Source organism: Paenilisteria riparia FSL S10-1204, assembly GCF_000525995.1.
In the GTDB taxonomy this organism is placed as follows: domain Bacteria; phylum Bacillota; class Bacilli; order Lactobacillales; family Listeriaceae; genus Listeria_A; species Listeria_A riparia.
In genome coordinates this window covers 63031-89636 of record NZ_AODL01000025.1, presented here as the reverse complement: position 1 = coordinate 89636, position 26606 = coordinate 63031, and the positions used below count along the sequence as shown (strand labels likewise).

Genomic DNA, 26606 nt, shown 5'->3' with positions numbered 1-26606 from the left:
AGAGTGTAAATGGACTTATGTTAGGCAATATTGGCTCGACTTCGTTTTGGCTGTTCTAACACTTGTGTCTAGGAGTTTGTTCAGTAGATGTTTAACGTATAGAAAAACCTGATTCTCTAGTGTTGCGTAGAAAAATCAGGTCATTATTTTAAGCTAAAATAGTTTTCAATTTGTCGGCCATGGAAGTCCAGCCGTATTTAGCGCCTTCGATAGCGCCTTCGCGGGCTTTCGTTGCTTCGCTAAATCCAGATTGATCAAGGCGTAAGCGCACGGTGTTATTAGCTTCTTTGGTTATTGTCCATACGACAGTTGTTGTTTCACCAGCGCTTGCCCACGTGTAGGAAATGCTATTTGGTTCATCGATTGTAAGGACTTCGCAGTCAACAATTCCATCCCACCATTCAGAAGGTTCTGCTCGAAATTGGAATTTGTGGCCTACTTCTGCTTTGAAATCGTTACTCCAAATCCATTGTGCTAGAACGTTTGAGTCAGTTAATGCGTTCCATACTTTCTCTACGGTTGTTGCGAATGTGAAATCTAATGATACATCTGGTTTCATGTCTTGTTCCTCCAATATTTGTTTTAGTTTTAAAAAGCTTTCATTCCAAAAATTCTCGTAAAAGGATACCCAGTCTTGAATTTCTTGCAATGGTGCGGCGTTCAAGCGGTATCGTGTTTCTCTTCCTACTTTGCGAGCTGTGACAAGGTTTGCTTCTTTTAAAATTGCCAAGTGCTTAGAAACGGCTGTACGGCCCATTTTAAAATGTGGTGTAATCTCATATAAAGGCAATTCCTTGCTATTTGCCAAAATTCGAAGTAGCTCCCGTCTTGTCGGATCAGCAATGGCATTGTAGACATCTTTCGATTGATTTATATCGTTAACGACCATCGCCTTCACTTCCTTCGTTATGGATAAAATAATAGGACACCTTTTGTTGTCGTTTTTATTATAGGACACCATATAGTGTCTTGTCAAGTTTTTTTATGGAGATGGGTATGACTTGTGAAATATTCGGGAAGCGATTATAATGAAAAATAGTTATAGAAACGTTTCGATAAAATGTTTCTGTTTTTAGATGTTTAGCTAATAATGAGAACGCTAACTAAATGGATTTTTGATGATATCGGTGAAACGTTTGGAATTTCAGGAAGAAAGTGGAGGTCAAGTGATGAGAGAGATGAAAGGGTTAGAAAATAATAGGTTTGAGTTGAAATCGGAGTCTGCGTGTGTGTCGTTTCTGAAAAGTGGTGACTTATACGCGGCGGATTTTGGCGATACGATGTTGAATCAGGTTTGGGCGAACGAGATTGATGGTTCGATGAATAATTTGTTTTTGCGGGTGTTTCGTGAGGACGGGACGGTGGATTCGGCGCCGTTACTTGGTGTGAAATCGGAGAGTGAGGTTGCATTTGGGAAGCGACAGGTGCGTTATACGGGGGCTTTTGAAGGGGTTTCGTATGAGGTTTTATTTGTGCTTTCAGAGCGGGATTGCTGGTTTTGGGATGTGAAGTTGTCTGGGAATGGCGAGATGGTAGATGTGATTTACGGACAGGATGTGGGTTTGGCGAACGTTGGTGCTTTGCAGGCGAATGAGGCATACGTGGCGCAATATGTGGACCATCGGGTTTTTGAGGACGCGGATTGTGGGTATGTGGTTTGTTCGAGGCAGAACCAGGGGGACAAGGTGTTTCCATATTTGCAGCAGGGGTCTTTGACGCGAAATGTAGGTTTTGCGACGGATGGGACGCAGTTTTTTGGGCTGGATTATAAGGCGTCGAATATTGCAGAGGTGTTGCGCGGTGGGGATTTGCCGAGTGAGGTGTATCAGTATGAGTTTACATATACGACGCTTCAGTCGGAGCGTGTGAGGCTGGAAGGGGACGCGAGGTTTGTTTTTTATGCTTTGTTTAAGGAATCGCACGCTGAGGCGGTTACGGAGCTTGGGTTTATGGATGAGGTGCGGCTTGCTTGGCGAGAGGTTGAGACGGAGAGCGGGTTTGTGACGCAGGACCGTGTGTATAAGCGGGACGATATTGGGGATGTGTTGCGGACGGTGAGCTTGGATGGGGATGCTTTGGAGCGGCTGTATCCGGAAAATGTGCGGTATCAGGAGGAATGGGACGGGAATCAGTTGTTGTCTTTCTTTACGGAAAACCATGAGCATGTGGTTTTGAAGGAGAAGGAAATGATGATGGAGCGTCCGCATGGACATATTTTGTTTAGTGGGGACCAGTTGCGGGTTGATACACCAATTTTGACGTCGACGCTTTATATGGCGGGGATTTTTAATGCGCAGGTCGTGATGGGAAACACGTCGATGAATAAAATGATGACGAATGTGCGAAACTTCTTGAATGTGCTGAAAACGTCGGGGCAGCGGATTTACGTGAAATTGGCCGGGAAATATGAGTTGCTGGCGATGCCTTCTGCGTTTGAGATTGGGTTTAATTATGCGAAATGGGTGTATAAAACGGAGACGGAGATGTTGTTTGTGTCGGTGTTCACGACGGTGGACGGGGCGGAGATGACGCTGGATGTTCGGTCGGAAAGTGGGAAGGCGTATGCGTATTTGGTGACGAATCAGGTCATTATGAACGAGAATGAGTATCGGACGGCGTTTGGGATGGAACGCGACGGGAATCAGTTACGCTTTTCGGTAGACGCTCAGGCGGTTCCTGGGAAGGTGTATCCGGATTTGACGTATTATTTGCAGGTGAATACGGCGTTTGATGTTGTTGATGCTACGCGTTTGATGGAGAATGCCACGGCGGGCGCGGGTTCGCTTGTTGTGCTAGACTTGGTGGCCACGGCGGAATTTCGATTGGTACTGCAAGGAAATTTAGACGGTGCGGATTTTGAAGCTCGTGATGGTATTTTTGATGCGGAACGTGAGAAATATCGAGCGCATTTTGCGGAAGTGATGCATGATTTTTCTTTAACGCAAAATGGAAAAGAAACTGTGGAATTGCGCAAAATGAACGCATTGACATGGTGGTACACGCATAATATGTTTGTGCATTACTTAGTGCCACACGGTTTAGAGCAGTACGGCGGTGCGGCTTGGGGAACGCGCGATGTGTGCCAAGGCCCGATGGAATATTTTATGGCGATGCAACGTTATGATATTGTGAAGTCGATTTTGACACGGGTCTTTTCGCATCAGTTTGATAATGATGGCAATTGGCCGCAGTGGTTCATGTTTGATGAGTACGCGAATATTCATGCGGCTGAGAGCCACGGGGATGTCATTGTTTGGCCTTTGAAAGCGGTTAGTGATTACTTACTGGCGACGAATGATTATGCCATTTTGGACGTGAAAGTACCGTATATGAGTCGTGAAAAACTAGTATACACGGATTACGAAGTGACGATTTACGAGCATTTGCAAAAAGAGATTAGTTACATTACGGATCATTTCTTGTTTGACACGTATCTTTCTTGTTATGGCGACGGTGATTGGGATGACACGCTTCAGCCACACGATGCCCAGTTGAAGAGCAATATGGCTAGCAGTTGGACGGTGGCTTTGACGTACCAAACGATGAAGCAGTTTGCTAAGGCGATTGAAACGTTTGATCCGCAAAAATCACAGGAACTTGAGAAACTGGTAGCAGGAATCGAAGCGGATTTTAATACGTACATTTTGTCTACGGATGTTATTCCTGGTTTTGTGTATATGGAAACGCCGGAACAAGTGGAGTTAATGATCCACCCCACGGATCGCAAAACTGGCATTCAGTATCGGTTGTTGCCGATGACGCGCAGTATGATTGGGGAGCTTTTGACCCCGGAGCAAGCGGAGTCGCATTATCAGCTTATTAAGCGAGAATTACAATGCCCTGATGGTGTTCGCTTGATGAACCGTCCCGCAACATATCAAGGCGGTGTGAGCACGAATTTTAAACGGGCAGAACAAGCCGCGAATTTTGGCCGTGAGGTTGGTTTGCAGTATGTCCACGCGCATATCAGATTCACGGAAGCGATGGCAAAACTAGGCAAGAAAGAGGAAGCATGGCACGCGCTACATGTGATTAATCCGATTAATATCAAGGATGTCGTGCCGAATGCGGAGCGCCGCCAAAGCAATGCGTATTTCAGTAGTTCCGATGGCGGATTCAAGACGAGATACGAGGCGCAAGAACAGTTTGATAAGTTGAAAACGGGAGATATGACGGTTAAAGGTGGCTGGCGAATTTATTCGAGCGGTCCGGGGATTTATTTAAATCAACTAATTACGAATGTGCTCGGAATCCGCACGGTTGGTGAGGATTTACTGCTTGACCCTGTGCTGGTTGACCGTTTGGACGGTTTAGCATTCCAATTTACATTTGCAAACAAACCGGTAACTTTCCGCTATCATTTGACGGGAAACTCGAATCGTCATGTGGCGTTAAATGGCGAAGCGATAGCGACAGAAAACGCGCAAAACCGCTATCGTGAAGGCGGAATACTCCTATCGAAAACCGCATTAGAATCAAAACTCCAAGCAATAAACAATACGATTGAAATTTATATTTAGTTTTGGTTTGAAATAAAAACGTTTCGATTTTGTTAGTGTTCTCTTTTTGCTAAAAAATAATGGTTCTCCGTGGTATACTAAAAGAAAGTTAGGCGATTTTAAAGGAGAATGGTACATGGAAAATGTTATTATAATCGGAGCGGGCGGACACAGCAAAGTAGCGCAAGAATGTATCCAGCGACAAGGCGAATACAAGATTGTTGGCATTCTCGATAACAAGTTCGCCGCATATGAAAAAATAGGTGAGCAGTTCTATGCTCCATTTACCGATTTTGAACAATTTAAAAACGAAACCGATTGCTGGTTCATAGCGATAGGCGATAACAAAGTACGAGCAAAGGTAGCCGAACAACTTGGCGATGTCGCGTATGCAACAATTATTCATCCAACAGCCATCGTCTCGCAAACGGCTATCATCGAACCCGGTAGCATCATCATGCCAGTCACCGTCGTACAACCAGACGCTGTCATTGGTCGCCATACAATCATTAATACTGGTGCCATCATCGAACACGACGTCATCATCTCCGAAGCTGCCCACATCTCCCCAAGAGCAACTATCACAGGCGGCGTCAAAATAGGAACGTGCGTCCATGTCGGTGCAGCAGCCGTAGTGAATCCGCAAGTCCAGCTCGGCGACTATTCCATCATCGGAGCCGGCGCCGTCGTGACAGCGAACACCGAGCCGCATCAAACATACGTCGGTATTCCGGCAAGAAAACTAGAAAAATAAGCAAAAACAAACCAAGATCCCCGTCTCAATTTAGGATCTTGGTTTGTCTGTTCTGATGCAACTCTATGATAAAATATAAGCTGGAGGTGTCCTAATGAAATCTGAACAATTGGTCAAACGTTTTTTTGAAGAAGTCCGTTCTGGTCGTTATCCTGAGCGCGCCGCAAAATATATGGCAGAAGTGGTTCACGCACATCAAGTTATTTCAGAAAATGCCCAAACAGTTGTAAGAACCCCGCAAGATTACACGAATCATGTGCACGAGATGATAGAAGCATATGGCGATTTTTCTGTAGAAGTGCAAGAATGCATTGCAACAGAAGAAAAGGTATACGTTCGCTGGAAACAAGTTGGCACGCATATCGGGATTGTAGATGGCTATGAACCAACAGGATTACCCATTATCGAAATCGCAAGTGCTGTCTACCGCATTCAAAACGAGAAAATTGTAGAGTACTGGATTCAAATAGACCGAGCTGGAATTGAAACGCAGTTGAAACAGAATAAATCGAACGATTGAAATTCATGAATTATTTCTCAAAGTGCAGCTGATTTTTTATTGTACTAAAGCCCAAATGGTTGATTTATCGGGTTGCTCTCCTTGAGACCACCATTTTGCTTGATATATTTTCCCCTCAAACAATACTTTTTCACCAACATTGTAGCCTTTTAGCGGATGCCATTCTTCCATCCATTCATTCATAATTTGCCAAACTTCACTTTCGTTTGGATTGTCACCGAGAGACCACCATTTGGCCGTGTAGTATTTATTATCATATCTGACAACATCACCAGTCATATAAACTTCTGTAGGAGACCAGTCTGACCAACTAGCTGGTGTAATAGTGACAGAATCATCGTTACCTGTTGCCAAATAAGTGTCATCATTAAAATTTTGATCGCTGTAGGTTGCGCTTGTGCTTGGCGCTACAGAGTTAGTAATGGAGGTCCCTTTTAGTGGGATTTTGATATCTGCAGTAGCGTCTTTATTTAGTGCTTTTACTTCAAAAGTGAGCTCTTGCGTGGAGGGATTGTATTTTTGCGTGCCTGCTACTATATTTTCCGTATCTATTGTTCCAGGTGTGTAGGCCAAATGCGAAGGTAACTTAATAGTGATTTGATTTTTTTCTGCTGTCATTCCGCCTACGTTTACTATGTGTAGGTTGTAATCAACATCTTGATTCACTTCAATGCTGTTAGCGGAAAAACTACCTGTCAATTGTAATATAGATTGCGTGCTGAATTGAACATCATCCAAGTAGTTTCCTGCGCCAACACTTCCAGTTGCAGTACTAACGGCGCGGAATTGGAAACGGGTTGTTGTCTGGTCTTCAGGAATAATATATTCACCTTTATACACCCCCCAGCCCCATTTTCCATCTTTCATCTCACTTTGCTGAACCATCTTGCCGTTGGGAGCACCAAACTCTACTACAGCTGTATCTACTCCGAGTCTGCCTTTGTGAGCTGCTTGCCAACGAACTTTTACACCTGGTGTTGTAGCTATATCTTGGTAAAGAGCATCATTTCCACTTGCATTTAACTCTACCATTGTGTGCCCGAGAAGGCAATTGTGCCAGGGAAACCATTTCCTTGTAATTCAATTCTCCCATCGCTAGCTGTCGTATTCCAACCAGGTACTGCACTCTGATGTAATGCAGCGTGATTTGTATTAAATTTTGGATTTTCAAAATCTCCGTTTTCTAAAGCAATTACTTTAGAATTAACTTGCGAAGATACTGCATTTGTTTGCGCCAGAACATTTATTGGAGTAGATGTACCAACCGCGGTTGAGCTCAATACCAATCCCGCTGATGCTGTAGCCAAAGCAATAGTTATTTTCATTTTCTTTTTCATCTATTAAATCACCCTTTCTGTTGAGAAGGAATTATTCCTCCTATAAACCAATTGTATACCAGGGAAATCGAAAAAGCGGTGGACAAAAAAGGAACTATTCATAGGATATTTCTATGCAGAGAACGCTTTCTTTTCATAATATGTCTAGGAAAGTCAAGAAAACCGGCTAGTATATTTTAAGGGAATATTTGTATGATGGAAGAAGTCTGTAAAGATGGGCTTTTTTTGCGTTTATATGATATAACAATGTTGTAAGTTATACAGGAGGGATTGCCATGAATAACTATGTAGTAGCATTTGAAAAAATCGATCAAACGAACAAAGCGCTGGTCGGCGGAAAAGGTGCGAACTTAGGTGAATGCGCCAAAATAAGCGGTGTTCAGGTTCCAACAGGTTTCTGCCTCACGACCGAAGCCTATCAGAAAGCTATTAGCGAAAATGAAGCATTGCAAACATTGTTGCATCAATTAAGTGCACAAAAAATCACAAACCAAGACCAAATCAGTAAAATAGGCCAGTCCATTCGCGTCTTAATAGAAGAAATCGAAATACCTCAGGAAATCGAAGCAGAAATCACTGACCAACTTGCTAAAATTGGCATCGAAAAAGCCTATGCCATCAGATCAAGCGCCACCGCGGAAGACCTACCAACCGCCTCGTTCGCAGGGCAACATGACACCTATCTAAATATCATTGGCAAAATAGAAATCTTAAAACACATCAAAAAATGCTGGGCATCCTTATTTACCAACCGCGCCATCATCTACCGAATCCAAAACAATTTTGAGCATACCGACGTCCAACTTTCCGTCGTTATCCAGCAAATGGTTTTCCCATCAGCATCCGGCATCCTATTCACCGCCGACCCAATCACCGGCAACCGCAAAACCTTATCCATCGACGCCAGCTTCGGTCTCGGCGAAGCACTCGTATCAGGCCTCGTATCCGCCGATGTCTACAAAGTCCAAGAAAACACGATCATTGAAAAAAACATCGCCACTAAAAAACTCGCCATTTACAGCATCAAAACAGGCGGAACCGAAACAAAATCCCTATCTGCCGACCAGCAAACAAAACAAACCTTGAAGGACCATCAAATCTTGCAACTAGAACAACTCGGCAGAAACATCGAAGCCTACTTTGGCAAGCCACAAGACATTGAATGGTGCCTCGCGGACGACCAATTTTACATCGTTCAAAGTCGGCCAATCACAACATTGTTTCCCGTCCCCGAAGAAGCGGACGACGAGAACCATGTCTACTTATCCGTAGGACACCAGCAAATGATGACAGATCCAATCAAACCACTCGGGCTCGCGTTCTATCTATTAATAACCCCCGCTCCAATGCGCATAGCAGGCGGCCGCTTATTTGTCGACATCACGCCGAATTTGGCCGCTCCAGCGAGCAGAGACATGTTAATCAATGGCATAGGACAATCCGATCCACTTATGAAAGACGCCATCGAAACCATTGTAGCGCGCGAAGGCTTTATCAAAACGAACACGACCGAAGAAGCACGCTCAATCCCGACCCCAAGTGCAGACAAGCCAATCGAGAACATCCCAGAAATCGCGACAAGTCTCATCGCAAGCAACGAAGCATCCCTAGCAAAACTAAAACAAACCATCCAAATAAAATCAGGTTCCGCCGTTTTCGACCTCATTTTGGAAGACATCCCAGAATTCAAACGCGTCCTGTTCAACGCTGACAATCTTCGCGTCCTTCTAAGCGCAATGAATGCCGCAACATGGCTGAATGAAAAAATGCAAGAATGGCTCGGCGAAACCAACGTAGCTGACACGCTATCACAATCTGTCGACAACAACATCACCGCAGAAATGGGGCTAGAACTACTTGACGTAGCAGACGCCATCCGACCTTATCCAGAAGTCATCACCTTTTTACAAAACACAAAAGCTCCGAACTTCTTGGAGAAATTAGACGATGTACCAGGCGGAGAAGTAGCCCGCGACGCCATCACGAGATACCTCGACAAATATGGTATGCGTTGCGCCGGTGAAATCGATATTAGCAGAACCCGTTGGAGCGAAGACCCGACCATCCTCATCCCAATGATTCTAAGCAACATCAAGAACTTCCAATCAAACGCCAGCCACCAAAAATTCGAGCAAGCCCGCAAAGAAGCGCTACAAAAAGAACAAGATCTTCTAGCACGGCTGAAAAATCTCCCAGACGGCGAACAAAAAGTGGCTAAAACAAAAGAAGTTATCACCGTTATCAGAAACCTTACCGGCTACCGCGAATATCCGAAATACGGCATGATTAATCGCTACTACGTCTACAAACAAGCCTTACTAAAAGAAGCAGCCAAACTCGTCCAAGCGGGAATCATCAAAGAACCAGAAGACATTTTCTATCTCGATTTTGAAGAATTACACGAAGTCGTTCGTACCGAACAACTAGACTACACCATCATCACGACCCGAAAAGCCGACTACCACCAGTTCGACAAACTAACGCCACCACGCGTTTTAACATCCGACGGCGAAATCATCACCGGCAAATATAAACGTGAGAACCTACCACCAGATGCCATCATTGGCCTTCCCGTCTCATCAGGAATCATCGAAGGCCGTGCCCGCGTCATTCTAAACATGGCAGACGCCAACCTAGAAGAAGGAGACATCCTCATCACACCATTCACCGACCCAAGCTGGACACCATTATTCGTCTCCATCAAGGGCTTAGTAACTGAAGTCGGCGGCTTAATGACACATGGTGCTGTCATCGCCCGCGAATACGGGTTACCAGCCGTCATCGGAGTCGAAAACGCAACAACACGCATCCATGACGGCGACCGCATCCGTATCAACGGCACAGAAGGCTACATCGAAATACTATAACAACGTAAAAACAGTAATCTCCCAAGGTTGCTGTTTTTTTGTATTCATATTTTTGATAAAAGGTGTCAATTATCTGGAATTCGCCAAATTTCCTGTTTTTAGATGCTAAACTAAAATCAATAAGCCACCACTTGGGAAATCACAACCACTTCTAAATAACCTCGAACCAAACCACTCGAAAGGCGGAATTTAAACAATGAAAATTACAGTAGTAGGTCTCGGATATATCGGATTACCAACAGCCATTCTTTTTGCAAAATACGGAAATACAGTGGCGGGTGTTGATTTATCACCCGTAATGACTGCAAACTTGAATGCAGGTCAAATTCATATTGAAGAACCTGGGCTCACAGAAGATTTACAAAAAGCTTTAGCCCTTGGTAAATTCCACGCGAGCACAACTCCAGTAAACGCCGATGCATACATTATCGCTGTTCCAACCCCAAATAAAGATGACCAGTATAAGTCATGCGATACCACATATGTTGCGTCCGCATTAACGAATATTATCCCCTTACTAAAGAAAAATGACACCATAATCATCGAATCTACAATCGCACCACGGACAATGGCAGATGTCGTCCAACCAATGATTGAAAAAGCAGGTTTTACAGTCGGCGAAGACATCTATTTAGCACATTGCCCAGAGCGCGTTTTACCAGGAAACATCATGCACGAACTAGTTCATAACCCACGAATCATCGGCGGAATTACTGAGAAATGTACGGAAAAAGCAGCCGCAGTTTACGGCGAATTTGTAGAGGGCGAAATTATCAAAGCCCAAGCAGGCGAGGCAGAACTAAGTAAACTGATGGAAAACACGTATCGCGACGTCAATATCGCACTCGCGAACGAACTTGCAAAAATCAGTAATCACCTCGGAATCGATGCTTTACGCGTCATCGAAATGGCTAACAAACACCCGCGTGTCAACTTACACCAACCAGGACCAGGCGTTGGCGGACATTGCTTAGCCGTAGATCCGTATTTCGTAATCGCCGCAGCACCAGAAAAATCTCCACTTATGCAGACGGCTCGCGAAGTCAATAACAGCATGCCAGAATATGTCGTGTCACAAGTAAAAGCATTGATGGGAGAGCGCGACGGCAATCGTGTTACTATTTTTGGCTTGACGTACAAAGGTAATATCGACGACATCCGCGAGAGCCCAGCGATGGAAATCCGCGATATGCTTGTTGAAACAGGACTTGATGTAAAAACATTTGACCCGCACGTTGCCTCAGAAGTTTTGACAGGAGAAGAAGCGTGTGCTGACAGCTCGTTAATCGTCGTACTAAGCGATCACAGCGAATTCCGTGAAATCCCAGCAGCGTACACGAACCAAATGCGCGACCCAATCATTTTTGATACGAAAAACACAGTAAAAGCAGTTGCCAGCGATGTTACGTATTTGAACTATGGCAACCTACACCAAGCGCCAAAAGTAGCAGTAACCGCTTAATCTAAATAGACTGTCTGTATTTTTGACAAAACCGATCAAAAAGCTAGAAAATCCCGATTTTAAGTCACATTCTTGATACACTTAAACTATCAAATAAAGCAAAGGACGTGTGACCCGATTGAAGCAAACAAAAACCTCATTTGTCGCTAAAAACCTCCTGATTGGCAGCGGGACACAAGTCATATTCCTTCTTCTCAGTTTCGTTAACAGAACCGTGTTCATTTACTTTCTCGGCAAAGAGTACCTCGGACTAGACGCATTATTCACTAACATCTTGATGGTACTATCTTTCGCCGAGCTCGGTATAGGTAATGCCATCATTTTTAGTTTATACCGCAGTATGGTTGATAAAAACAAAGTCCGCATTAAAGCCATCATGGCACTCTACGCCAAAGCTTACCGCATCATCGGTCTCACTGTTTTCATCGTCGGACTCCTCATCATGCCGTTCCTAAATCTCTTCATCAAGACCCCGCCAAACATCCCAGAAAACCTATACATCATCTACTTCTTATTCCTACTAAACACCGCAATTTCCTACATGTTCTCCTACAAAAAAGCCGTTTTCTCCGCAGATCAAAAAGAATATGTCATCAACGTCAGCCAACAAATTTTCTTTTTCATCCAATCTGCCATCCAACTTGGCTACCTATATGTCACACGTGACTATATCGGCTTCGTCCTTATCCAAGTCATCGGCACATTCGGACTCAACGTTTTCTTGAGCCTCTATGCCAACAAAAAATACACATTCCTCAAAGGCAAAACGACCGAAAAGCTTGCCAAATCAGAAGTAAAAACGATTTTTCAAAACGTCAAAGCTTTAGCGATGTACAAATTCGGCTCCATCATCATGAATGGTACAGACAGCATCATCATCGCGGCTTTTTTAGGACTTAGCATCGTTGGCATATACTCGAACTACTTGCTTATCATTGCCGCAGTAGTCACCGTCTTATCCCGCGCCTTGAACTCGATTACTGGGAGCATCGGCCATCTCAACACCAGTGATGACACCGCGAAAAAAGAACAAGTTTTCAAGCAGTTATTTTTCATCGTTTCGTGGATTTATTTCGTGCTTGCCATCCTCTTGTTCAACATCATCAATCCGTTCATCTCCCTCTGGATCGGCGATAGCTTCCTACTTGGCACCGGCACCGTGCTCGCCATCGTTGCCAGCTTCTACGTCAACGGCATGCAGTTCGCCAGTTACACGTACCGCACAACCATGGGGCTGTTCCGTCAAGGCCGCTACGTCCCAATCGCAATGGCCATCCTCAACATCATCCTATCCATCATCGGCGCCATTTACTTCGGTTTAATCGGCATCATCATCGCAACCATCATCTCAAGACTTGTCACTACAACCATCATCGATCCATACCTCGTTTACCGTTTCGGCTTCCAAAAGAAAGTGCGCAGTTACTTCAAAATGTACCTCACCTACACGAGCATCACCGCACTCGCATTTGCCGCTTCCATCCCCGTCATGAACTGGATTTACCAAGGCACATGGCTAACCCTCATCCTAGGTGCCGCCGTCCTGTTCCTTCTATTAAACCTAACCTACCTCGCGATTTTCTACAAAAAGTCAGAATGCCAAGCCATCATTCGTCGCATCAAAAGCATCGCCAAGCGCCCCAAAACAAGCAACATCCCCGATTAAAATCAAGAAAGGAAGATTCGCCAAATGAAGCACGTAATCATGATCGGTCCAGCATCCGTATCCAAAGGTGGCATCGCAACCGTCATCGCCAATTTCGAAAAAACATTTAACAGCAACGAAGTCCACATTCACCACATCGCGAGTTGGAAAGAAGGCAATCCACTATTCAAACTTTGGATGTTCCTAAAAGCCATCATGTATTTCTGCTACTTGGCAATCACGCGCCGCATTAGCATTGTCCACATCCACACCTCCCAACGCGGCAGTTTTTACCGGAAAGTGATGTTCATGCAATTAGCCCGACTTTTCCGAGCAAAAGTCATTCTGCATATGCATGGCTCAAGGTTCGGCATCTTCTTCGATAACCAATCCCCGTGGTTACAAAAGCGAATTATTCGCCAGTTAAACCAGCTCGACCACCTCATCGTGCTTAGCGAAGCATGGAAAACCTATTACGAAAACCTGTGCGACACTCCCGTAACCATCATGGAAAACGCCGTCCAAGTCCCACCAATAAACCCCTACAACAACCAAAGCAAAACCATCATCACATTCGGCAACGTCACCAAAGAAAAAGGCAGCTACGATCTCTTGCACGCCATTCATTCCCTCGGCTCCACCTTCCAAGAATACCAATTCATCTTTTATGGCATCGGCGACATCGAAAACGCCCAAAAACACATTCACGAAAACCAACTAACCAACGTCACACTTGGCGGCTGGGTCGAAAGCGAACAAAAACAAACCATCCTAGACAGCGCACTTCTCCACATTTTACCCTCGTACCACGAAGCCTTACCAATGGCTATCCTCGAAACAATGGCTCACGGCATCCCGAATATTAGTACCAACATCGGCGGCATCCCCCAAATCGTCCAAAATAAACAAAATGGCATTCTCATCGAACCTGGCGACACAGACACATTAGAACAAGCCATCGCAATGTTACTCCGCAACGAAACAGCCCGCGACGAAATGAGCCAGAAAGCCCACGAAGCAGTACAAGCCAAGTTTTCCATCGACGCATGTAACGCAAAATGGGAGCAATTTTATCAAAATCTATAAAAGAAAGGAGTGTGAATCATGGTTGCCTTTATAATCGCTTTGTTACTATCTTTGTTTGCTAGTTTCATTCAACAAATCATCCCGCAAATCGACGCCATTGATAAAGTAATCGCAGTCATCTTTGCTGTCAGTGCCATCGCGAAACTCGCTTACCTCGAAACAAAACGCCGATTCACACTCCGTCCAAGCGACATCGGATTGTTTGCGATCAGTATTATTTTCATCATTTACTGTTTCATCCCGAACGCATTCCATCAACCAAGCAACACGATGTTCCTCCAAATGTACTCGATGTTCTCCATTCTCAAATTCGTTATCATCTTCTGGAGCGGTCTATTTCTTTTCCGCAACACAAAATTCCAAAGCACCACGCGTTTCTTTCGCATCATGTCCACCACACTTACAACGATTTTCCTCGTCATCGGCGTTCTCAACATCCCACTACATTTCCTAGAACCGTTCGACATCCGATTTGGCATTGAAACCGTCTCATTCGGCTTTCGCCATCCAGCCCAATTTGCCGCCACAATCATCGTCATGACAATCATCCACATCTTCATTAGCTGGTCTGAACAAGCCAAAATGCCATATTACATCCTTTTTGCTAACTTCATCTTAGTTTTTCTAGCAGGGAGAACGACGTCCATCGGTTTCTATTTATGTTTACTGCTTATCATCCTGATATTCCCGTACATCAAACGTATTCCGATTTACATTTACGCCTTGATTGGTGGTGTCTTTTACTGGTTAGGCAGCGACCGCATTAGCAATCAATTCCTCGGAACAGATGGCGAAGCACGCGGTGTCTTGCTTGATACTAGCTTCACAATTGCTAGCGACCACGCACCATTTGGCGCAGGCCTCGGCATGTTCGGCTCTCACGCATCCCGCCTCAACTACTCGCCACTTTACGAACAATACGGCATTTCCCGCGTTTGGGGACTCACACAAGAAAGCCCGAACTTCGTCACCGACTCCTACTGGGCGATGATTATCGGCGAACTTGGCTATCTCGGTATGTTTTTCGTTTTCATCCTCATCGGCTACATCTTCTGGCTACTTTACAAAGAAGTCATCGGCAGCAAATACCAAATCAAACTCCTCATCTTCTTACCCCTCATTTACGCATTGCTCACCAGCCCAATCGATACCGTTTTAGTATCTAACACAAGCGTCTTCCTTGTTCTAGCAACAATTTACATGGTCGCGCTAAACAACGAATACCGCACGAAAAAACAATAATTCAGGAGGCAAAAACAATGACAAAAACGATTTTTATTACAGGCGGCGCAGGATTCATCGGCTCCCATTTAAGTGAAATGTACGTCAACCAAGGCTACAACGTGATTTGCATCGACAACCTCGTATCTGGCAACCTAGAAAACCTAGCAACTGTCCGTGATCATGCCAGATTTACTTTTGTAGAAGCAGACATTCGCGACCACAAGACCATATTAGCCCTTTTTCAAAAATATCGTCCCAGCATTATCAACCACCATGCCGCTCAAAAATCCGTCGCAGATTCCGTTGAAAACCCAAGTTACGATTTAGACGTGAACCTCGTTGGCTTAATGTCTATTTTAGATTGTATAAAAGCTTATCCCATTGAGAATTTCATCTACGTTTCCTCTGGTGGCGCGCTAAGTAAGAAAATCGAAGGGAACGAGAAATCGAAAGAAACCGACACGCCCCAACTGATTTCACCATACGCCCTAACAAAATTCACAGGTGAAAAATATGTAGAAATGTACGCCGCCCAGTACGGCTACCAATATACCGTTGTCCGCTACGCCAATATTTACGGACCAAGACAAGTTCCCGACGGCGAATGTGGCGTCATCCCCATTTTTCTAAACAACATTTTAGCAGACAAACCATCCGTATTGATGACATATCCTGACATGCCAAATGGCTGTACCCGTGATTATGTTTATGTTGGTGATGTTGTACGAATCAATCAACTAGCCACAGAAACCCCGACAAATACGGTTATCAACGTAGGTACTGGCGAAGAAGTCGCCATTTTGGATATCTACAAAGAAATCCTCACCGTTTTTGAAAAAGATGTAGCTATTTTCATCGAAGCCCCACGCGCAGGCGACGTCAAACGTTCTGTATTAGATGCAAGCCGGGCATTCAAACTATTAAACTGGAAAAGCGAAGTATCGTTACATGAAGGCTTGCTAGCACTAAAACGTCAACTAGCTATCACAAAATAATACGCAAAAAGAGACTCCTACTGTTTTTTCATAACAAATTGTGAAGCAGCTAAGATAGGAGTATTTTTGATTCAAATAAGTCATTAGTGCTCCCTAACAGCCAAACATTCTCAACTAAAAATAGACATTGTTGGTATTATCACATTCTTGTTTGGCAAGCTTTTTTTGAAATTTAATTACTTGTGCCTATTTTTGTTCTCGGACGTATTATCATTAGAAATAACATATATATTGTGCCATAATAGTCATTGAGATACAGTATATAGTGTTTGAAAGGAAGAGGGAGCATGTACGTGGAGAAAGAAGTAGAGCAATTGGTAATAAAACGAGACGGGCGAAAGGTTAGCTTCGATCTTATTAAAATTCGGAATGCAGTACAAGCTTCAATGAAAAGCTGTGGTATAGATGATGTGGCTTATTTGGAACAAGTTTTAGTTGATATTGTGAAATCTTTACCAAACGATGCGGCGCTGACGATTGATGAAATCCAGCATGTAGTGGAGAATCAGTTGATGAAATCGACGTATCCAGATGTGGCGCGGGCGTACATTGAATATCGACATGATCGGGATGTAAAGCGCTCAAGTATGACGGATATGACGGTGAGTGTGCAGAAATTGTTGGCGCGGGATAAGACGGTGGTCAATGAGAACGCGAATAAGGATGCGACGGTTTTTAATACGCAACGGGACTTGACGGCGGGCGCGGTGGCGAAGAGCTATGCGCTTAAATTCATGTTGCCAAAGCATGTGGCGAATGCACATTTGAAGGGTGATATTCATTTTCATGACTTGGATTATAGTCCGTATCACGCGATGACGAATTGTTGTTTGATTGATATTGCAGGGATGCTTGCGAAGGGCTTTACGATTGGAAATGCAAACGTGGAAAGTCCAAAGTCGATTCAGACAGCGACGGCTCAGATTGCGCAGATTATTGCGAATGTGGCGAGCTCGCAGTACGGTGGTTGTTCGGTGGACCGGATTGATGAAGTTTTGGCGAAGTATGCACAGCGGAATTACCGGAAGCATGAACAGGAAGCGGAAAAATGGGTTTTGGCGGAGAAGCGTGAGGAATTTGCGCAGGAACGGACGCGAAAAGATATTTATGACGCGATGCAAAGTTTGGAATATGAGATCAATACATTGTACACGAGTAATGGACAGACGCCGTTTGTGACGCTGGGCTTTGGGCTTGGTGAGGACTGGTTTGCACGGGAAATTCAAAAAGCGATTTTGAACGTGCGGCTAGGTGGTATTGGGAAGGACCGGCAAACGGCGATTTTTCCGAAGTTGGTGTTCTCGGTAAAACGTGGGACGAATTTGGATGCGGCGGACCCGAACTATGATATTAAGCAGTTAGCGCTGGAATGTTCGTCGAAAAGGATGTACCCGGATGTACTGAATTATGACTCGCTAGTGCGTTTGGCGGGAGATTTCAAGGTGCCGATGGGATGCCGTTCTTTCTTGCCTGCGTGGCGGGATGAAAATGGGCATTTCGTGAACGCGGGACGGAATAACTTGGGTGTTGTAACACTGAATGTGCCACGGATTGCGATTCAAAGTGGCGGTGATAAAGAGCGATTCTGGGAAATTTTCACGGAGCGGATGCAAACTGTGAAGGATGCGCTACTTTTCCGATTGGAGCGGGTTCGTGAGGCAAGACCAGAGAATGCACCGATTTTGTATAAGTATGGTGCTTTTGGAAAACGGTTGGATGATGGGCAGGACGTGGATCAGCTTTTCAATAAGGAACGCTCGACGATTTCAATTGGTTATATCGGCTTGTATGAGGCTGCGACTATGTTTTATGGTGGCGAATGGGAGACGAATCCAGAGGCGAAGGCATTTACGATTGAAATTGTGAAAGAGCTGAAAGAATATGCGGATGCGTGGAAGGAAGAGTACGGCTATTGGTTTAGTGTCTATTCGACGCCGAGCGAGAGTTTGACGGATCGCTTTAATCGTCTGGATCGTGAGAAGTATGGCGATATTAAAGACATCACTGACAAAGAATACTATCAAAACTCGTTCCATTATGATGTCCGCAAAAAAGTGACGCCATTTGAAAAGTTGGATTTTGAAATGGAGTATCCACAATATTGCTCGGGTGGTTTTATTCATTACTGTGAGTATCCGAAATTGACGCATAACTTGAAAGCGTTGGAGGCCGTTTGGGATTATTCGTATGATCGTGTAGCTTATCTTGGAACGAACACGCCGATTGATCGTTGCTATGAATGTGATTTTGAAGGGGAGTTTACCCCAACTGCGGAAGGATTTAAGTGTCCGCAATGTGGTAATACAGACCCAGAGACGGCGGATGTAGTGAAGCGAACGTGTGGGTATCTTGGGAATCCGATGAAGCGCCCAATGGTGCACGGCAGGCACGAGGAGATTACGCAACGAGTGAAACATCTGGAGTCACCAAATGAATAATCCAAAACCACAGGAATGGCGTGCGGAAAAGCTTTCTGCAAACTATGTCGCGGATTATAAGCCATTTAATTTTGTTGATGGTGAGGGTGTACGCTGTAGCTTGTATGTTTCGGGTTGTCTGTTCCATTGTGAAGGTTGTTACAATAAGGCTGCGCAGTCGTTTAAGTACGGAAAGCCATACACCGAAGCGCTAGAAAATCGAATTATCGCTGATTTATGGCATGAGAGTGTGCAAGGCTTGACTTTGCTCGGCGGGGAGCCATTTTTGAACACAGGTGTTTGTTTGCCGCTTGTAAAACGAGTTCGCGCGCTGTTTGGTCATTCGAAGGATATTTGGTCGTGGACGGGCTATACGTGGGAAGAAATGATGCAGGAAACGCCGGATAAATTGGAGTTACTATCTTATATCGATGTGCTTGTCGATGGACGTTTTGAACAGGATTTGTTTGACCCTAATTTAGCATTTCGCGGTTCCAGTAATCAGCGGATTATCGATGTGCCGGCGTCAATGCATGCCCAAAAAGTTGTATTGTATGTAAAATAAGCTATAAATATGCATAAACCCCGATGCTTCGCTGTCATTTTTCATGATTAGCGGTCATCGGGGTTTTTTGTGTTGGTTGTTAGTTCGCACGATTAACTTCCTCTGCCATTTTCACTGGGTTCACGAGTGTTTCGCCGATAGCTGAAATTACTTGCCATGCTTTTTTCATAATGAACAGCTCCTTTCTACTTGATAACTCTATTATAGCTGGTAAATATGGGAGATTCCCGCGATTTAGATAACAATTTACTAAGTTTATCTTACGGTTTTATCATAATTCTTGTAAGGTTTTAATAGTATTAATTTAAATTCTATGAGTTAAATTTCGGTTAGGGGGAGTAAAAAACGGGAGAAAAGTTGAAACCCATTCTTATTTGTTAGTTCTGGCTAGTTTTATTATGTTTGGAGTTGGCGATTCACGGGAAAATCTGGAGAAAGCGTTATAACATTATTCTGTATACAAGACAAGGAGGAACAGACCAATGATAAACCGCAGCAGATTAAGGATTCATGAACTCGAAAAAGCTCGGAAATTGCATATGAAATCGTGAAACAAGTCGGAGCAGCAGGTTAAAAGTGGAGATGAACCCTTCACAAATCGACAAATTAGGATAGAAGGTGTTTAAATGAAAGATTTAGCGAAACAATTCGGACTCGTAGTAGTTTCCATCGGACTTATCGGGGCAAGTATTAACTTGTTCTTAGGCCCACATCATATTGCGGCAGGCGGCGTTAGTGGAATTGGTATTTTAGTAGAGCAAGTATTTGGAATTGACCGAGCTTTGACAGTGTTGGTTTTGAATGTTTTGATGCTCGTATTAGCCTTTATTTTTCTTGGGCGTGCAGTGTTTTTACGATCCTTTTTGGGAAGTTTACTATTGCCATTGTCGCTTGCGCTTATTCCAGAAGTGATGCTTGCGCAAGATCGATTACTGTCCGTTATTTTTGGAAGTATGATTTTTGCGGTTGGTGTGGCAATTCTGTATCGCATGGGGGCTTCAAGTGGCGGGACAACGATTCCACCACTGATTCTGAATAAGTATTTCCATTTGAACACATCACTAGGCTTGCTTTTCGTAGACGCGATTATTGTTATTTTCAATATTTTCGTGTTTGGTGTAGAAGAATTTCTATTCGCGATTCTCTCCCTTATTTTAGTTGCAGTCATTATGAATTACTTAGAAACAGGGCTAAAAAAACGCAAAGCTGTGATGATTATGAGCGACGACAAAATAGAAGAAATCAAAGCAGGTTTGCTAGAGAAAATGGGGCGCGGTGTTACTGTTTTTGCAGTATCGGGCGGCTATACAGGTAGTGAAAAATCGATGCTAATGGTTATTCTGGAAACCCGGGAATATCCTGCGGTGTTGAAAATGATTAATTCCTATGATAAGCATTCTTTCGTCATTGCTTACTCGGTTTCGGAAGTGCACGGTTTAGGTTTTAGTTATCATACAATTGAATAAAAACGATAGAACTAACAAAATGGAGGGGTTTATATGAATCCAGTTACAGCTTTTACGATTATCATGCTTATTTGGGCAGTTAGTGATTTCGTGTCGAAAAAAACGAAATCACTAGTTTCATCGCTACTTGTAGCTTCTATTATTTTCTTGGTTGGTTTTAAAACAAATATTTTTCCAGAAGATTTGTTGACTAGTTCTTCTTTGTTGGCGCTAGGTCAGACAGTTGTTGGATTCATCATTGTTCATATCGGGACGATGATTAGTATCGATGAGTTGAAAAAACAGTGGAAAACCGTTGTTATAGGTGTTGCGGCAGTACTTGGTATCACCTTATTCCTGTTCCTTATTGGTTCGCTTTTCTTAGATCAAAATTACGTTATCGGCGCAATTGGAGCGATTAGCGGTGGTACTATTTCAGTCATTATTGTTCAAGATGCAGCGCTGGCATCAGGTTTGGTCATGGTTGCCGTTTTCCCAGTTTTAATTGCGGCATTCCAAGGCTTGATAGGTTTCCCGATGACTTCGCTTATTTTGCGAAAAGAAGCGAAGCGATTAAAAGGGGAATATCGAGCTGGAACGCTAAAAGTAGAAAAACCAGAGGAGCATCACGAAGCAGAGTCAAAAACAATTTTGCCAAAAGCTTTGCAAACAACTGCGGGAACGTTGTTTGTAGTTGGTGTGGTGGTTATGATTGCGGCGTACGTTAACAATATTACGGATGGCGTGCTAAACAAGTTCGTTGTTGCCTTATTACTCGGTATTTTACTTCGCGCGTTTGGTGTTTTGAAACCGAATATTTTAAGTGGTATTGATGCTTACGGATTGATGATGTTGGCTATTTTAATTATTATTTTTGGCCCACTTGCCACGTCTTCGGTGGATGATTTGATTGCGCTTATTGGACCGCTTTGCATTGCATTCGCAGTTGGTGTGTCAGGAAGTGTTGTTTTCTCCGGTTTGATGGGGAAAATTCTTGGTTACAGTATTCCAATGTCTATTGCAATAGGCCTCACGACGCTATATGGGTTCCCAGGAACGATGATTTTGAGTCAGGAGGCCGCGAGAAGTGTTGGTGAAAACGAACAAGAAGTTGCGGCGATTGAAGGACAAATTTTGCCGAAGATGATTATTGCTGGTTTTTCGACAGTGACGATTACTTCGGTTGTGATTACGAGTATTTTGGCGGAATTGATACATTAAAACAGAGGAGATTGAGACACCCCTATGTCAGAGCAAGTCGGCACAGGGGTGTCTCAATCTGAGAAGTTTACAAACGGGTTTGCGAGTGTGTAAAATAGATTATGATAGGTAGGCAAGAGGACAATAAAAAGGAGATGACTCACTATGGCATTACTTGGTGGAAATAAAAGCGATGCAGAACACGACGAAATACAATTATTTTACGGAAAAGGTTTGTCAGAGCAACCACTACCACGATATGAAATTCCAAAAGATACAATGCCTGCTGGTGCTGCGTATGATTTTATTATGGATGAATTGCGTGATGAAGGAAGCGCGCGCCAGAACTTAGCGACATTTGTACAAACATGGATGGAGCCAGAAGCGCAACAATTAATTATGAATACGCTGGATAAAAATGCAGTCGATAAGTCAGAATATCCGCAAACGGCCGAAATTGAAGAACGCTGTGTCAACATTATTGCGAATTTATGGCATGCGAATCAACGTGATGAGTTCATTGGTACGTCGACGGTTGGCTCTTCCGAAGCTTGTATGTTAGGCGGAATGGCAGCGCTTTTCCGGTGGAAGAAACAAGCACGCGAACTTGGGCTTGATATGAGCAAGCGCCCCAATTTGATTATTTCATCGGCATATCAAGTCGTTTGGGAGAAATTCGGCGTTTATTGGGACGTGGAATTACGCGAAGTTCCTGTCACGAAAGATTGTCTCGCGCTCGACCCAGAAAAAGCGATTGATTTAATCGATGACTACACGATTTGCGTCGTTGGCATCATGGGCTTAACGTACACGGGTCGCTATGACGACATTAAAGCACTTGACGCCGCGATTACGACCTATAACGAAACAAGTAAAGTAAAAGTCTATATTCACGTGGATGCAGCATCTGGTGGCTTATACACACCATTTATGGAGCCTGATTTAGAATGGGATTTTCGCTTGGATAATGTAAAATCAATTAACACGTCAGGCCATAAATACGGACTAGTATATCCTGGTGTAGGCTGGGTTTTATGGAAAGACAAAGCATGGCTTCCCGAAGAACTGATTTTCAAAGTAAGCTATCTTGGTGGTGAGATGCCAACTATGGCTATTAATTTTTCTCGCCCAGCAAGTCTTATTGTAGCGCAGTACTATTTATTTCTACGTCTTGGGTTTGAAGGCTTTCGCCAAGTGCACGCACGCACTCAAAAAGCAGCCCAACATATCACCACAGAAATCGAAAAACTTGACCTGTTCGAAGTCATCAATGGTGCGGACCAATTACCGGTCATCGCATGGACATTAAAAGAAGACGCAGATGTAGCGTGGGATTTATATGACTTATCTGATTTTCTACGAATGCGCGGTTGGCAGGTTCCAGCCTATCCAATGCCAGCAGACTTAGAAGAAATGGTGGTCTTGCGGGCAGTTATCAAAGGTGATTTCAGCTATGATTCAGCCTTATTATTCGTACGCGACCTCAAGGCTTCCATTGAAAAACTAAACAAATCGCATATCATCCCAAACGCAGATAATCACCCAAAAACCTCCCACGGCTTCACACACTAATTCAATGGACAACCTAAATAAATCGACGACAAGCGCTTTCGCTCGATTTGTGTATAGCAGGAAACACGTATTACCCAAAAAGAGGGGACTCGTGGTTTCCTGCATATTTTGCGTGGTAATTTGTTTTGTTTCAAACTGTTTTTCGAATAAACTTCCAAAAAAAGGCTTGACGCCAGGGCTGAAAAATGATTTAATAAGGAAGTGCCAAAAATGGTGCAGAAAAAGGTTCCGTGGTGTAGGGGTTAACATGCCTGCCTGTCACGCAGGAGATCGCGGGTTCAAATCCCGTCGGGACCGTCAAATAAGAATCGCGTTTTGTGCTTAGAGATGACTCTAAATTACGAAGCGCGATTTTTTTATAAGCAATACCTATTGTTACATTTTTGCTTCATAGTAACATTCAAATCTTTATTTATGGTATGATTATAGTATTCTTATCCAAACGGGGAATAGGGATGCTTAGAGCATTTAAAACATAGGTTACATAACATGAAATATCCAAATGAAGGGTTCAAAAACTAGCAATTCCAATTAAACTAAGAAAGCAAGGGGGGCTTCAATAGATGTCAGGCTTTTTTCGGAAGAGAATGCTAAAATATCCGTTGTATGGGCTAATCGCGGTCGTACTTGTCCTGACAGTTGTCACTTTTTACTACAAGTGGTGGTTGGCAGTGCTTTTATTTGTTGCTGTAATGTCACTCGTTATTTTGCTGTTATTCATGGAGAGTTGGATGACGAAAGAAGTCCAGCAGTATATTTCGAATCTTTCATATCGGATTAAGCGTAGCGAAGGTGAGGCGCTTGTTGAAATGCCGATGGGGATTTTATTATATGACGAAGATTATAACATTGAGTGGTTTAATCCATTTATGGCAAAATATTTTGGGCAGGATGATGATATTTTAGGATCGTCTCTTGCTGATGTTGGACCGGAATTTTTGGCGGTAATTCGTGGCGAAGATGATCAAGGAATCCAGTCGATTGCATGGCGGGAGCACCGGTTCGATACGATTGTGAAACGGCAGGAACGCATTATTTATTTGTATGATAGAACGGAATATTATGATTTAAATAAACGATATCAAGCGGATAAATCCGTTTTTGCGATTATTTTTCTTGATAATTATGATGAATGGACGCAAGGCATGGATGATCGACGTCGCAGTGCGCTTAACAATCTCGTAACGTCGATGCTAACGAACTGGGCAAAGGAGCACCGTATTTATTTGAAGCGTATTTCCTCAGACCGGTTTATGGCTTTTTTGACAGAGGCGCAGTTGGTACAGTTGGAAGAAGAGAAATTCCAGATTCTTGATCGAATTAGAGAGCGGACGTCTAAGCAAAATATTCCGCTCACACTCAGCATAGGGATTGGGTATAATGAAGAAGACTTGATTAAACTTGCGGATTTAGCACAGTCCGGGCTTGATTTAGCGCTCGGCCGAGGCGGCGATCAGGTTGTAATCAAGCAACCAGAAGGCCAAGTCCGTTTTTACGGTGGTAAAACTAATCCGATGGAGAAGCGTACACGAGTTCGAGCTCGAGTTATTTCACAAGCATTGCAAGAACTCATTACGCAAAGCGACCAAGTCTTTGTTATGGGACATCGTTACCCGGACATGGATGTTGTCGGTTCCAGCCTCGGCGTGATGAAAGTCGCGGAAATGAATGAGCGCCAAGGTTTTGTGATTGTTGAACCGGGCAAAATGAGTCCAGATGTACAGCGCTTAATGCGTGAAATCGAGAAATATCCAGATGTAATTCGCAATATTATTACCCCACAAGCAGCGCTCGATATGATTACCGACAAAAGTCTGCTCGTAGTAGTAGATACGCATAAGCCGTCGATGGTTATCAATAAAGAATTACTAGACACTGCGGAACACGTCGTTGTTGTCGATCATCATCGTCGTTCCGAAGAATTTGTCGAGAATCCAGTACTTGTCTACATCGAGCCATATGCTTCTTCAACGGCTGAACTAATAACCGAGCTTTTCGAATATCAACCAGCCACTGAAAAAGTCGGCAAAATCGAGGCTACAGCGCTTCTTTCGGGAATTGTTGTCGATACGAAGAACTTTACATTGCGCACTGGATCGCGAACTTTTGACGCGGCGAGTTATTTACGCTCACTAGGTGCTGATACCGTTCTCGTGCAACAATTTTTGAAAGAAGATATTGAGACGTTCAGACAAAGGAGTCGCTTGGTTGAATCGCTCAAAGTATATCATGATGGTATGGCGATTGCGATTGGGCGTGAAGATGAGGTTTTTGGTACCGTTATTGCGGCACAGGCAGCTGACACCATGTTATCGATGGAGAGTGTTCAAGCATCGTTTGTCATTACGTTACGTCCTGATAAAATGATTGGTATCAGCGCGCGTTCGCTTGGTGAAATCAATGTGCAAGTTATTATGGAAAAAATGGGTGGTGGAGGACATTTGTCCAACGCAGCAACCCAACTTAAAAATATCACGATACTAGAAGCAGAACGGCAACTTTTAGAAGCCATCGATGCTTATTGGAAGGGAGAAAACTAAGATGAAAGTTATATTTTTAAAAGACGTAAAAGGTAAAGGTAAAAAAGGTGAGGTTAAAGACGTGGCAGACGGCTACGCGCAAAACTTCCTAATCAAAAATGGCTATGCAACACCAGCAACAAACAGCAATATCAGCGCACTAGAAGGTCAAAAAGAAAAAAATCAGCTAAAGAAGCAGCACAAGAATTGGCAGATGCCAAAGCTTTAAAAGAAACAGTAGAGAAACTAACAATCGAATTAAAAACAAAATCAGGTGAAGGTGGTCGTCTTTTCGGTTCCGTAACATCTAAGCAAATCGCTCAAGCCCTAGAGAAAGACCACAAAATCAAAGTAGATAAACGCAAAATTGATCTTCCAGAAGCGATTCGTACACTCGGACACACAAAAGTCCCAGTAAAACTGCACCATGACGTAGTCGCAACTTTGGATGTTCACGTGAGCGAAGAATAAATCAGACGCGATGAAAATACTATTTTCA

Annotated in this window: 18 protein-coding genes, 1 tRNA gene and 2 pseudogenes; 17 read left to right on the top strand and 4 right to left on the bottom strand. The window is 43.7% G+C overall.

Features of this window, described 5'->3' with window-relative positions; genetic code table 11:
- Positions 1–148: 148 nt before the first annotated feature.
- Positions 149–559 carry an SRPBCC family protein gene (locus PRIP_RS18300; RefSeq protein WP_036101526.1) on the bottom strand — a complete coding sequence of 137 codons (411 nt, stop codon included), beginning with the start codon at positions 557–559 and terminating at the stop codon, positions 149–151.
- Positions 560–649: 90 nt separating this feature from the next.
- Positions 650–889 (bottom strand): annotated as a pseudogene (locus PRIP_RS18295) (ArsR/SmtB family transcription factor); the annotation flags it as partial.
- Positions 890–1169: 280 nt separating this feature from the next.
- Between PRIP_RS18295 and PRIP_RS12665 the strand changes: the two are divergent.
- From PRIP_RS12665 to PRIP_RS12655, 3 genes are all read left to right on the top strand, one after another.
- Complete coding sequence (locus tag PRIP_RS12665; RefSeq protein WP_036101475.1) at positions 1170–4520, top strand: GH36-type glycosyl hydrolase domain-containing protein; 3351 nt, start codon at positions 1170–1172, stop codon at positions 4518–4520.
- Between the two features lie 115 nt (positions 4521–4635).
- On the top strand, positions 4636–5253 hold the full coding sequence (locus tag PRIP_RS12660) for an acetyltransferase (RefSeq protein WP_036101474.1): 618 nt from the start codon (positions 4636–4638) through the stop codon (positions 5251–5253).
- 94 nt (positions 5254–5347) lie between these two features.
- Positions 5348–5773 carry an ester cyclase gene (locus PRIP_RS12655; RefSeq protein ID WP_036101473.1) on the top strand — a complete coding sequence of 142 codons (426 nt, stop codon included), beginning with the start codon at positions 5348–5350 and terminating at the stop codon, positions 5771–5773.
- Positions 5774–5809: 36 nt separating this feature from the next.
- Here PRIP_RS12655 and PRIP_RS16405 read toward each other — a convergent pair whose 3' ends face one another.
- Together PRIP_RS16405 and PRIP_RS16400 are read right to left on the bottom strand one after the other, a co-directional pair.
- Positions 5810–6805, bottom strand: a complete 996-nt coding sequence (locus tag PRIP_RS16405; RefSeq protein ID WP_052008918.1) for a carbohydrate-binding protein — start codon at positions 6803–6805, stop codon at positions 5810–5812.
- Positions 6799–7110, bottom strand: a complete 312-nt coding sequence (locus tag PRIP_RS16400) for a hypothetical protein (protein ID WP_052008917.1) — start codon at positions 7108–7110, stop codon at positions 6799–6801. The genes PRIP_RS16405 and PRIP_RS16400 overlap by 7 nt, the downstream gene beginning before the upstream one ends.
- Before the next feature lie 275 nt (positions 7111–7385).
- Here PRIP_RS16400 and ppsA point away from each other — a divergent pair, with 275 nt between their 5' ends.
- The 14 genes and pseudogenes from ppsA to rplI all read left to right on the top strand — a co-directional run bounded on the left by ppsA (position 7386) and on the right by rplI (position 26578).
- Positions 7386–9977, top strand: coding sequence for a phosphoenolpyruvate synthase (ppsA, locus tag PRIP_RS12645; protein ID WP_036101472.1), 2592 nt, complete (start codon positions 7386–7388; stop codon positions 9975–9977).
- A 196-nt stretch (positions 9978–10173) separates the two neighbouring features.
- Complete coding sequence (locus PRIP_RS12640; protein WP_036101471.1) at positions 10174–11439, top strand: nucleotide sugar dehydrogenase; 1266 nt, start codon at positions 10174–10176, stop codon at positions 11437–11439.
- Between the two features lie 214 nt (positions 11440–11653).
- The gene (locus PRIP_RS12635; RefSeq protein WP_149023825.1) at positions 11654–13105 is read left to right on the top strand and encodes a lipopolysaccharide biosynthesis protein; all 1452 of its coding nucleotides are present in this window, start codon (positions 11654–11656) and stop codon (positions 13103–13105) included.
- A gap of 24 nt (positions 13106–13129) precedes the next feature.
- On the top strand, positions 13130–14170 hold the full coding sequence (locus PRIP_RS12630) for a glycosyltransferase family 4 protein (protein WP_036101469.1): 1041 nt from the start codon (positions 13130–13132) through the stop codon (positions 14168–14170).
- Between the two features lie 18 nt (positions 14171–14188).
- Complete coding sequence (locus PRIP_RS12625; RefSeq protein ID WP_052008916.1) at positions 14189–15412, top strand: hypothetical protein; 1224 nt, start codon at positions 14189–14191, stop codon at positions 15410–15412.
- A gap of 17 nt (positions 15413–15429) precedes the next feature.
- The gene (locus PRIP_RS12620; RefSeq protein ID WP_036101468.1) at positions 15430–16389 is read left to right on the top strand and encodes an SDR family NAD(P)-dependent oxidoreductase; all 960 of its coding nucleotides are present in this window, start codon (positions 15430–15432) and stop codon (positions 16387–16389) included.
- Between the two features lie 287 nt (positions 16390–16676).
- A complete protein-coding gene (gene nrdD, locus PRIP_RS12615) occupies positions 16677–18827 on the top strand; it encodes an anaerobic ribonucleoside-triphosphate reductase (RefSeq protein ID WP_036101467.1) in 2151 nt (716 codons plus the stop codon).
- Positions 18820–19371, top strand: coding sequence for an anaerobic ribonucleoside-triphosphate reductase activating protein (gene nrdG / locus PRIP_RS12610; protein ID WP_036101466.1), 552 nt, complete (start codon positions 18820–18822; stop codon positions 19369–19371). Before nrdD ends, nrdG begins: the two co-directional genes overlap by 8 nt.
- Before the next feature lie 626 nt (positions 19372–19997).
- Positions 19998–20837 carry a YitT family protein gene (locus PRIP_RS12605; protein ID WP_036101465.1) on the top strand — a complete coding sequence of 280 codons (840 nt, stop codon included), beginning with the start codon at positions 19998–20000 and terminating at the stop codon, positions 20835–20837.
- 33 nt (positions 20838–20870) lie between these two features.
- The gene (locus tag PRIP_RS12600; protein ID WP_036101464.1) at positions 20871–22037 is read left to right on the top strand and encodes a hypothetical protein; all 1167 of its coding nucleotides are present in this window, start codon (positions 20871–20873) and stop codon (positions 22035–22037) included.
- A 144-nt stretch (positions 22038–22181) separates the two neighbouring features.
- Positions 22182–23588 carry a glutamate decarboxylase gene (gene gad, locus PRIP_RS12595; RefSeq protein WP_036101463.1) on the top strand — a complete coding sequence of 469 codons (1407 nt, stop codon included), beginning with the start codon at positions 22182–22184 and terminating at the stop codon, positions 23586–23588.
- Between the two features lie 224 nt (positions 23589–23812).
- Positions 23813–23885 (top strand) — tRNA-Asp (locus PRIP_RS12590).
- Between the two features lie 266 nt (positions 23886–24151).
- Complete coding sequence (locus tag PRIP_RS12585) at positions 24152–26128, top strand: DHH family phosphoesterase (RefSeq protein WP_036101462.1); 1977 nt, start codon at positions 24152–24154, stop codon at positions 26126–26128.
- A pseudogene (gene rplI / locus PRIP_RS12580) lies at positions 26103–26578 on the top strand (50S ribosomal protein L9). The gene PRIP_RS12585 and the pseudogene rplI overlap by 26 nt, the downstream one beginning before the upstream one ends.
- The last annotated feature ends 28 nt before the right edge of the window (positions 26579–26606 follow it).

Coding starts and splice junctions, on each gene's coding strand:
- PRIP_RS18300 (WP_036101526.1), bottom strand. CDS start 559: ATGAAACCAGATGTATCATTAGATTTCACATTCGCAACAACCGTAGAG.
- PRIP_RS12665 (WP_036101475.1), top strand. CDS start 1,170: ATGAGAGAGATGAAAGGGTTAGAAAATAATAGGTTTGAGTTGAAATCG.
- PRIP_RS12660 (WP_036101474.1), top strand. CDS start 4,636: ATGGAAAATGTTATTATAATCGGAGCGGGCGGACACAGCAAAGTAGCG.
- PRIP_RS12655 (WP_036101473.1), top strand. CDS start 5,348: ATGAAATCTGAACAATTGGTCAAACGTTTTTTTGAAGAAGTCCGTTCT.
- PRIP_RS16405 (WP_052008918.1), bottom strand. CDS start 6,805: ATGGTAGAGTTAAATGCAAGTGGAAATGATGCTCTTTACCAAGATATA.
- PRIP_RS16400 (WP_052008917.1), bottom strand. CDS start 7,110: ATGAAAAAGAAAATGAAAATAACTATTGCTTTGGCTACAGCATCAGCG.
- ppsA (WP_036101472.1), top strand. CDS start 7,386: ATGAATAACTATGTAGTAGCATTTGAAAAAATCGATCAAACGAACAAA.
- PRIP_RS12640 (WP_036101471.1), top strand. CDS start 10,174: ATGAAAATTACAGTAGTAGGTCTCGGATATATCGGATTACCAACAGCC.
- PRIP_RS12630 (WP_036101469.1), top strand. CDS start 13,130: ATGAAGCACGTAATCATGATCGGTCCAGCATCCGTATCCAAAGGTGGC.
- PRIP_RS12625 (WP_052008916.1), top strand. CDS start 14,189: ATGGTTGCCTTTATAATCGCTTTGTTACTATCTTTGTTTGCTAGTTTC.
- PRIP_RS12620 (WP_036101468.1), top strand. CDS start 15,430: ATGACAAAAACGATTTTTATTACAGGCGGCGCAGGATTCATCGGCTCC.
- nrdD (WP_036101467.1), top strand. CDS start 16,677: ATGTACGTGGAGAAAGAAGTAGAGCAATTGGTAATAAAACGAGACGGG.
- nrdG (WP_036101466.1), top strand. CDS start 18,820: ATGAATAATCCAAAACCACAGGAATGGCGTGCGGAAAAGCTTTCTGCA.
- PRIP_RS12605 (WP_036101465.1), top strand. CDS start 19,998: ATGAAAGATTTAGCGAAACAATTCGGACTCGTAGTAGTTTCCATCGGA.
- PRIP_RS12600 (WP_036101464.1), top strand. CDS start 20,871: ATGAATCCAGTTACAGCTTTTACGATTATCATGCTTATTTGGGCAGTT.
- gad (WP_036101463.1), top strand. CDS start 22,182: ATGGCATTACTTGGTGGAAATAAAAGCGATGCAGAACACGACGAAATA.
- PRIP_RS12585 (WP_036101462.1), top strand. CDS start 24,152: ATGTCAGGCTTTTTTCGGAAGAGAATGCTAAAATATCCGTTGTATGGG.